Origin of the sequence: Bradyrhizobium sp. ARR65, assembly GCF_000472385.1 — a bacterium.
Classification (GTDB): domain Bacteria; phylum Pseudomonadota; class Alphaproteobacteria; order Rhizobiales; family Xanthobacteraceae; genus Bradyrhizobium.
Genome location: NZ_AWZU01000054.1, coordinates 42,634 through 51,088 on the forward strand (window position 1 = coordinate 42,634; position 8,455 = coordinate 51,088).

An 8,455-nucleotide genomic window follows, 5' to 3' on the forward strand; every position below is an offset into this window, starting at 1 on the left:
CATTATCTCTTAAGGAATCAAAATCGTGAGCCGGGCCATTGGTTTATAGTCCACGCTCGGCTAGATAGAGGCGAGTCCCTCAAGGTGCAACAAGCGCCTTGGGTTTGCCGCAACACTGCAGCAAGACGTCTCGTCGGCGCCCGGGTGGGTGCGTGAACGCCTTCGAACCGATAGAAGATCCACGTGCGCCAGATCCTACCGCCCGACTGGAAAACCAAGCTCCGGCACCGGCTGCTGGACCTGGATGCGCGGCTCGATTCGACGCTGTTCTCCTCCGCCAAGGGCTTAAGGGAGCTCTACGAGCGCTACTCGACCTTCATGGACCGCTTCTATGTCGGCCGCTGGCAGCGCTGGGTCTTCATCGAGCCGCTGTCGGAGGCGGCAACGCTCGGACTCGGCGGGCTGATCGTGCTGCTGGCGCTGGCGATCCCCGCCTTCCGCGAAACCTCCGATGAGGATTGGCTGAAGAAGTCCGATCTCGCGGTGACCTTCCTCGACCGCTACGGCAATCCGATCGGCAGCCGCGGCATCAAGCACAACGATTCGATCCCGCTGGAGGACTTTCCGGACAATCTGATCAAGGCGACGCTCGCCACCGAAGACCGCCGCTTCTACGACCATTTCGGCATTGACGTCGCCGGCACGCTGCGCGCGCTCGTCACCAACGCCCAAGCCGGTGGCGTGCGCCAGGGTGGCTCCTCGATCACGCAGCAGCTCGCCAAGAACCTGTTCCTGTCCAACGAGCGCACCATCGAGCGCAAGATCAACGAGGCGTTCCTCGCCATCTGGCTGGAGTGGCGGCTGAGCAAGAACGAGATCCTAAAGCTCTATCTCGACCGCGCCTATATGGGCGGCGGCACTTTCGGCGTCGACGGCGCGGCCCATTTCTATTTCAACAAGTCGGTGCGCGACATCAATCTCGCGGAAGCGGCGATGCTGGCGGGCCTGTTCAAGGCGCCGACCAAGTTCGCGCCGCATATCAACTTGCCGGCCGCGCGTGCCCGCGCCAACGTCGTTCTGGACAATCTGGTCGACGCCGGCTTCATGACCGAAGGCCAGGTGTTCGGCGCCCGGCGCAATCCGGCCTCGGTGGTCGACCGGCGCGAAGAGAATTCGCCGAACTACTATCTCGACTATGCCTTCGACGAGGTTCGCAAGCTGGTCGACACGTTCCCGAAATCCTACAACGAGCGCGTCTTCGTGGTCCGCACCGCGATCGACATGAACGTGCAACACACGGCCGATGAGACCATCGAGAACGAGCTGCGCCAGTTCGGGCGCGATTATCACGCGACCCAGGCGGCCACGGTGGTCGCCGATCTCGACGGCGGCATCCGCGCCATGGTCGGCGGCCGCGACTATGGCGCGAGCCAGTTCAACCGCGCGACCGACGCCTATCGCCAGCCCGGCTCCTCGTTCAAGCCTTATGTCTACACCACCGCCCTGCTCAACGGCTTTACGCCGGATTCGGTCATGGTCGATGGTCCGGTGTGCATCGGTAATTGGTGCCCGCAAAACTATGGCCACTCTTATTCCGGCCGGGTGACATTGACGCAGGCGATCACCCGCTCGATCAACGTCATTCCCGTCAAGCTCTCGATCGCGCTCGGCGGCAAGGGCGGGCCCAAGGCCGGTCGCGCCAAGATCGTGGAAGTGGCGCGCCGCTTCGGCATCACGGCGCCGCTGCCGGACACGCCGTCGCTGCCGATCGGCGCCGACGAGGTCACGGTGCTCGAGCACGCGGTGGCCTACGCCACCTTCCCGAACAAAGGCAGGGCCGTCACGCCGCATGCGGTGCTGGAGATCCGCACCGGCGGCGGCGATCTCGTGTGGCGCTGGGATCGTGACGGCCCGAAGCCGCGGCAGGCTATCCCTCCGAACATTGCCGAGGAGATGGCGGGGATGATGAGCCACGTGGTCAGCGAAGGCACGGCGCGACGCGCGGCGCTCGACGGCATCCCCACCGCCGGCAAGACCGGCACCACCAACAATTACCGCGATGCCTGGTTCGTCGGGTATACCGGCAACTTCGTCTGCGCGGTCTGGTACGGCAACGACGACTACTCGCCGACCAATCGCATGACCGGCGGCTCGCTGCCGGCGCAGACCTGGCACGACATCATGACGGTGGCGCATCAGGGTATCGAGATCAGGGAGCTGCCTGGCGTCAGCACCGCCCAGAAGCTGCCCAAGCAAGCTGAAAAGCTGACCATGACCGAGGCGCGCGCCGCGCCGAAGGCTCCGGAGATCAAGCCGGGACCGCCCCCCGTGCTGACCAGGCGTGGTGCGGATATTCTGGTCCAGGTGGAGAAGATGCTCGACGACGCGGCCAAAGCCGCCGACAAGACCTCGGCGACCGAGCCCTCCAAGCCGGTCAAACCCGTCTCATCGAGCGAACTGCCCTTCCCCGACAGTCTGGCGGCGGCGACGCCGAGCGACCAGGTCGCGCCGGCCTCGCGCAAGAACTGACCCGTGCGGCTGCTCTTCTCGACCCTGCTGGCGTTATGCATTGCCGCCGTCGTCGGCGTCGGCGCCACCTGGATGGCGACGACCCGCGGCACCGAATTCGGTACGCTGACCATCGGCGCCTGGACCGCCCGCCCCAAGATCGGCACCGCCGACATCGACCCCTATTCGCGCGCGACCGTGATCCGCAATGGCGAATTGCCGATCGGCACCGGCGACGGCATCGCCTTCACCGCAAGACGGGACGACCGCAAGAGGCCGCTCGACGGGCGCTGTGACGTGGTGGTGAGCGGCGTCACACCGCCTGCCCGGTTCTGGACACTCACGCTGTATGACAGCAAGGGCCACCTCGTCGCCAACTCGCTGCAACGCTACAGCTTCACCAGCCAGGAGATCGTGCGCAGCGCCGACGGCTCGTTCGAAATCCACATCGCCTCGCGCTCACGCGCCGGAAACTGGCTGCCCACCGGCGGCATCGAACGCTATACGCTGATGCTCAGGCTTTACGACACACCGGTCGGGGTCGCGACGCGCAGCTCGCGCGATGCGCCGATGCCCGCGATTGCCACAGTGGGGTGCCCGTGATCCGGCTCGTCTTCACCATCCTCGCGGGTGTGCTGCTCGGCGGTGTCGTGCATCTCGTCAGCGTGCTGGCGCTGCCGCGGATCGCGAGCCAGGACGCTTATTCGCGCCTGACGCCTCTCACCAAGCTCAACGCCGTCACGCAGCTTCCGCCGGCCGATCCGGGCAACACGCTGATGCCCTATATGGACCCGGCGTTCGCGGTCGCGGTCTGCCGCTACGATCTGTCGAGCGGGCCGATCAAGCTGAAGGTCCCGGTCAGCCAAGCCTACACCTCCGTGTCGTTCTATACCCGCAACGAGCTCGCCTACTACGCCATCAACGACCGTTCGGCCGGCAAGAAGGTGATCGAGCTCGATCTGATGACGGAAGCGCAGCACAATGACCTGCCGGAGGACGAAGACATCACCGCGGCCGACCGCCTGATCATCGACTCCCCGACCACGACCGGCCTGATCGTGCTGAAGGCATTGGCGCCGGAGCCCGGCCTGATGCCGCAGGCACAGGCCTCGCTCGCCGCCTCAAGCTGCAGTGTGCAGGCCGACCAGCCCGCAAAGCAGGCCGAAGCTCCCCAGGCGCGGCGGTAGAGCGCGATTGCGTTAACTCGAAACGAGCCCCTAACTAGTCCCGTCGTCATGCGGCGCGAGCGAAGGATGAACAGCTCCGCGGCGAAAGTCGGGCCGTCGCCTTCGACGCCGCCGCTTCGCGTCGGCGCCTTGGGAAGGACTCCAGGTGCGCTTGCTCGCGACCGGATTTGAGCATCCATCAAGATCACTGCTCAATGGCCGCCACAGCGGCAATTCTCGTAATGCACGGGATCGTGGCTGTTGATGATCTCGACTTCCGCCCCGTGAGCTGCCTGCAGGGCGCGCAGTCGCTCCTGGTTGGCGACGCGCACCGCCTGGTCCATGTCGACGCGGCGCTGGAAATAGCCGAGCACCAACGGCATCCGAACCCTCTCCCGCAATTGGCCATGAAAGAAATAGGCGTCGCCCGCATGCAATATCCATTTATCCTTGCCGCGGACCGCAACGCCGCAATGACCAAGCGTGTGGCCGGGTAGCGGGATCAACAAAATATCCGCCTCGCGATCGCCGAGCGCGCGAACGGCCTTGAAGCCGAACCAATCTTCCCCGCCCCCGTCATAGAGCGCCCAGTCGGGTCCGTGCTTCCATTGCTCGATCACATAGCGCCCCTTTGGTGCGGCAGGCTTGCCCAGCACCGCCATCTCGTACTCGCGCCGGTGCACATGCACCTTGGCCTTGGGAAAGTCAGGCATTCCGCCGGCATGATCACGGTCCAGATGCGTGAGCAGAAGATGGCGCACGTCGCTCGCCGCATAGCCGAGCGCCTTGACCTGGTGCACGGCCGCCTCGGCCGGATTAAGCCGCGGCGAGGTTTGCCGCACCCACCTTCGCCCGAGCCGCATCGGGTTTGCGATATCGTCAAGCCCGATTCCGGTGTCGACCAGGGCGAGACCGTCCTGCGTTTCGAGCAGCAGGCAATGGCAGACCATCCGAGCTCGCTGAAAGATGCTGCCGGTGCCATTCACCAGGCGTCGACCGATCGGGCACATGGTGCCGGTGTTGAGATGATGGATATGCATGGCAGACCTCGTTCAAAGCCTCCACCTCCTTGCCACCCCCCACATCATAGGTAAAATATTGATATTTGATGCTATCAATAGGAACAGCCTATGGATATCCGCGAGCTCCGCTATTTCGCCGCCGTTTTCGAGGAGCGCAACCTGACGGCTGCCGCCAAGCGCTGTTTCATCTCACAGCCTTCGATCTCCACCGCCATCACCAATCTCGAAGCAGAGCTTGGCACGACGTTGTTCGTCCGGCACAAGAAAGGTGTCGCGCCGACAGCCTCCGCCGAACAATTTCATGCGATTGCCCGGCGCATCATCGATGAGACGGACGCGGCCAAAAATCTGTTCAGGACATCGCCGTCGCGGCATGGCTTGACGCTCGGCCTGATGCGCACGCTTGATCGGCCCCGCATCATCAGCCTGCTGCGGCCGCTCACCGGCGATCCCGACATCGCGCTCCGCCTTGTCGGCGCGGACGAGCAAGCGGACGCGAGGATCATTTCCAAAAGCATGATGGAGGCCGGTGAGCACTTCGTGCCGCTCTGGAGCGAACGCTATGTCGCGGCGCTGCCGCCCTCCCATCCCCTCACTTTGAAGGAGCGGCTGCGGCCAGTGGATTTCGAAGGTGTTGCGATGATCGACCGCTGCCATTGCGAGCAAAACGAATTTTTCCGACGTCACGCCAAACCGCGCAGACCTGCAGCCATTGCGGAATCCGAGGACTGGGCGATGGCGCTGGTGGCCGCCGGCGTCGGTGTAGCGATCGTCCCCGAAGGCGTTGCTCGCGCTCATCCGGATGTCGTCGTCCGCGATATCGAGGTGCGGCTCAAACGCGACGTCGGCCTTGCCTATGATGCTAGGCGGCCCGTATCTGATGTGCTGAAGAGCTTTATTGCGAGGCTGCAGAAGCGAGGCCCTCGAGAGGGCCGCAACAAGGGTGTTGCCGAGCCGACCCGGATCTCAAGACGCTGACGGTCTACCCCCGCGTCGTCAGCGGCCGGCCGATCACCGGCGGACTCGCCGCGACCGGCGGGTTTGCCGTTTGCGCGGCGAGTTCGCCGATCAAGCGATCGGCATCGGCCGCCATGGGGTCCGGGGCCTGCAGTACCAGCCGTTCCAACGCCCAGCGATAGGACGAGACGCGGCGCTCCAGGCACTGTTGCACCCATTGGACGATCAGCGAGTTCTCCTGCATGCGCGCGACCGCATCGGCGCGCTCGCGCGGCGACAGCTCCGACATATGCGCCATGGTGGCGTTGCGCTTGCGATCCATGTCGATGACATGCACGGCCGTCGAATAGAACTGTTCGAAGCGGGTGATGTCGTCGCGCACATCGTCGATCAACTGCGCATAGCGCGAGGAATGCGTACGGTGCGGCTCGTCGATCAGCGTGCGCCCGTAGGCGGTGCGGTCGAAGGGCGGCGCCTGCCGCCAGGGCGATGCGATCGGCGTGTAGTCGCCGAACACGCTCTTCCACGCCGGGCGCGAATGCGGCGGCTCGATCAGCGGATAGGCATAATCGCGGAGCTGGCGCTCGCTTTCGGTGAGCTGGAATTGGGACGGGCGGACGCCGACGCTGGCGGTGGCCTCGCGCCCGATCCAGCTATGCATGTCGTCGTTGCGCATGTCATCGCGCGTGCGCCAGAAGTCGCCGCCGCTGCAACCCGCAAGCGCGAGCGTGGCCAGCAGCATCGATAGCGGCAAAACGAACCTGATCGGCGAAGAGGACTCCGGCATGTCGAGCGATCCGGCCCGCTCAGCGCCGACGGCGCCGTCGACCCGTCGCGGTGCCTTGTTGTGGCCCGCTACCCCCGCTTGTCTCCTCAGTCTGTCGCTCGATGCGAATGACGGGAAGGATCACCACGGTGCCGGCCGTCTCGCGCGGGGCGAATTCCGCAGGCGAGCCCGGCCGCCGCGACGCCGGAAATTCAATGATGGTCCCCATGTCAGCTCTCTCTGACCTCAGCCCCCGGACTTCTTACCCGGCGGTTACCGAGGCCATTAAGATCAGGACGTGGTTAATGGCATCTTAATGGGGCGTCGCGACGATCGGGCGGTAACGGCAAAGAAGGCTCGCGTGGCAACGCCACAACACCGCAAAATGACCGTTTCTTTTCACCGCCCGTCATCCTTAACGAGCTGTTAAAGCAAGCTGCTTAGGCTCTGCACGAAGTTGATACAGTTTCGCGTACAGCCGCCATGACCAGACTTCCGCTATTTCAGGGCTTCGACGGGTTGATGACGCTCTCCCGTCGCGAGGGCGTCGATATCAGGCCCACCCTGCTGCGCGTGCTGACCGATCTCTATGTTCAGACCAGCGCTCACTCCTCCGATGAAGCGCGCCAATTTGTCGAACTGACCTCGCGCCTGATCGATGAAGTCGATGATGCCACGCGCACCGCCGTGCGTGCGCGGCTCGAGGCCTATCCGGGCACGCCGCCGGAAGTCCTGCGCAAGCTCGGCATCAAGTCCGCTCACGCCGACGAATCCATTCCGCTCGTCGCCCAGCTCGCCTCCCTGCCGGATCCGGCGGAGGCGCAGATGCGCAGCCTATCGATGCAGCCGAAGGACGCAGCCGAGCTCTGCGAAATGTTTTTTCAGGCGAACGGCAGCGAGCGCATCTCGATTTTGCATAGCCTCGCCGGCACACCATTGAAGGCCGCGTCACGCGTTCCGGAGGCGCGCGCCAAACGCGCCATCGAAACCCTGGAGATGGCGGCTTTTGCCGCCGACCTCGAAAATTTCACGCTGGAGCTCGGCGAGAGCCTGATGCTGCCGGCGCGGATTGCTTCACAGATTGCCGATGACGCAAGCGGCGAGCCGCTGGCGACCGCGATGCGAGCGCTCGCAATGCCAGGCCCGGTGTTTCAACGCGTGCTGTTGTTTCTCAAGCCGGCGTTCGGCAGCTCCGTGCATTGGGTGTTTCGCCTGTCGCGGCTCTACGACCATCTGAACGAACGATCGGCACTGATCATGCTCGCGGCCTGGCGCGGCGCGACGGCGGCAAGCAGCCGCGCGAAATTCCGCCCGAGCCTCTATGACGACGAACGCCAGCGCGCGCGCTTCGCCGCGGCGACGGCAAAGGAGACGGTACAGCCCGGCTCCAACAGGATCGTGCGCACCGGCACGGATGATTCATAAAGTTGCTGATCACGCCGGCGCGAGATCGAGGAAGTGCCGGCCGGCCTTGTCTTCGGTCTCGACGATCCATGCGTCCGGATCGAAGCGGATCTCCTTGATCAGGCGGTCCTCCACGGCGCGCTCCGGCAACGCCTCCGCAGCGACCGGAACAAAGAAGCGCTCGATCGGCCGGCTGTCGTCATAGACGGCCTGCGGCGCCGGCACATACAGCATGGCATTGCCGTCGAGCGTCGCAACCTTGACGAACACAGCGCCGGCCTCTTCTGCCCCACGCCGTCGCACCGCGCCGAACACGCCCGCGCTCTGGCAGCGGCGCAAATAGGCCGCCACCCAAATACTGGTCTTTAATCGCATGGGCTGGACGATAGGCGAGCGCAGCAGCGGAAGCTAGTTCTACTGAGTCAGAAAGTCACAGTGTTGGCCCGCAATGAATCCGGTATTTGGGGGAGGTTGCGATCAGCGGAAGGGACTGAGGATGGCTCGCGGGGGGTTGAAGAGCAGCGAATCGCGATTTGCCGCTTATGTCGATGGCCTGGTGAGCGTGATTGGGCACAAGGATCGAGCGCAGCCGCTTCGGGACTATTGCGCGGGGCTGATGCTGCCTTGTGAGCGCAAGAGCGTCGAGCCGATTGCAGCCGTGACGGCGCCTGGGCGGGTGGCGGCTCAGCATC

10 protein-coding genes are annotated in these 8,455 nt (G+C 64.5%); 6 read left to right on the forward strand and 4 right to left on the reverse strand.

Going from position 1 to position 8,455, the window contains the following annotated elements; all coding sequences use genetic code 11:
- Nucleotides 1-183 precede the first annotated feature (183 nt).
- From F758_RS0136480 to F758_RS0136490, 3 genes are read left to right on the forward strand one after another with little or no spacing between them, the layout of a single operon-like run.
- The gene (locus F758_RS0136480) at nt 184-2,469 is read left to right on the forward strand and encodes a transglycosylase domain-containing protein (RefSeq protein WP_024512481.1); all 2,286 of its coding nucleotides are present in this window, start codon (nt 184-186) and stop codon (nt 2,467-2,469) included.
- Nucleotides 2,470-2,472: 3 nt separating this feature from the next.
- Nucleotides 2,473-3,051 (forward strand): DUF1214 domain-containing protein, encoded by a 579-nt coding sequence (locus F758_RS0136485; protein ID WP_024512482.1) that lies wholly within the window; start codon nt 2,473-2,475, stop codon nt 3,049-3,051.
- On the forward strand, nt 3,048-3,635 hold the full coding sequence (locus tag F758_RS0136490; protein ID WP_024512483.1) for a DUF1254 domain-containing protein: 588 nt from the start codon (nt 3,048-3,050) through the stop codon (nt 3,633-3,635). Before F758_RS0136485 ends, F758_RS0136490 begins: the two co-directional genes overlap by 4 nt.
- 191 nt (nt 3,636-3,826) lie before the next feature.
- Here F758_RS0136490 and F758_RS0136495 read toward each other — a convergent pair whose 3' ends face one another.
- Entirely contained in the window at nt 3,827-4,654 is an 828-nt protein-coding gene (locus F758_RS0136495) for an MBL fold metallo-hydrolase (protein ID WP_024512484.1), read from the reverse strand.
- Nucleotides 4,655-4,744: 90 nt separating this feature from the next.
- On the opposite strand from F758_RS0136495, the gene F758_RS0136500 reads away from it, so the two are divergent.
- Nucleotides 4,745-5,614, forward strand: a complete 870-nt coding sequence (locus F758_RS0136500) for a LysR family transcriptional regulator (protein WP_024512485.1) — start codon at nt 4,745-4,747, stop codon at nt 5,612-5,614.
- A 4-nt stretch (nt 5,615-5,618) separates the two neighbouring features.
- Here the strand turns inward: F758_RS0136500 and F758_RS0136505 are convergent, their stop codons facing one another.
- Together F758_RS0136505 and F758_RS48620 are read right to left on the reverse strand one after the other, a co-directional pair.
- A complete protein-coding gene (locus F758_RS0136505; protein WP_024512486.1) occupies nt 5,619-6,380 on the reverse strand; it encodes a hypothetical protein in 762 nt (253 codons plus the stop codon).
- 19 nt (nt 6,381-6,399) lie between these two features.
- Nucleotides 6,400-6,588, reverse strand: a complete 189-nt coding sequence (locus tag F758_RS48620; protein WP_084305950.1) for a hypothetical protein — start codon at nt 6,586-6,588, stop codon at nt 6,400-6,402.
- 254 nt (nt 6,589-6,842) lie between these two features.
- Here F758_RS48620 and F758_RS0136510 point away from each other — a divergent pair, with 254 nt between their 5' ends.
- Nucleotides 6,843-7,784: a hypothetical protein gene (locus F758_RS0136510; protein WP_024512487.1), complete on the forward strand. Its 942-nt coding sequence runs from the start codon at nt 6,843-6,845 to the stop codon at nt 7,782-7,784.
- 9 nt (nt 7,785-7,793) lie between these two features.
- On the opposite strand, the gene F758_RS0136515 is transcribed toward F758_RS0136510, so the two are convergent.
- The gene (locus F758_RS0136515) at nt 7,794-8,138 is read right to left on the reverse strand and encodes a DUF1491 family protein (protein ID WP_024512488.1); all 345 of its coding nucleotides are present in this window, start codon (nt 8,136-8,138) and stop codon (nt 7,794-7,796) included.
- A gap of 121 nt (nt 8,139-8,259) precedes the next feature.
- Between F758_RS0136515 and F758_RS51465 the strand changes: the two genes are divergently transcribed.
- The coding region (locus F758_RS51465) for a transposase (RefSeq protein WP_024512489.1) at nt 8,260-8,455 on the forward strand (196 nt) is incomplete at its 3' end.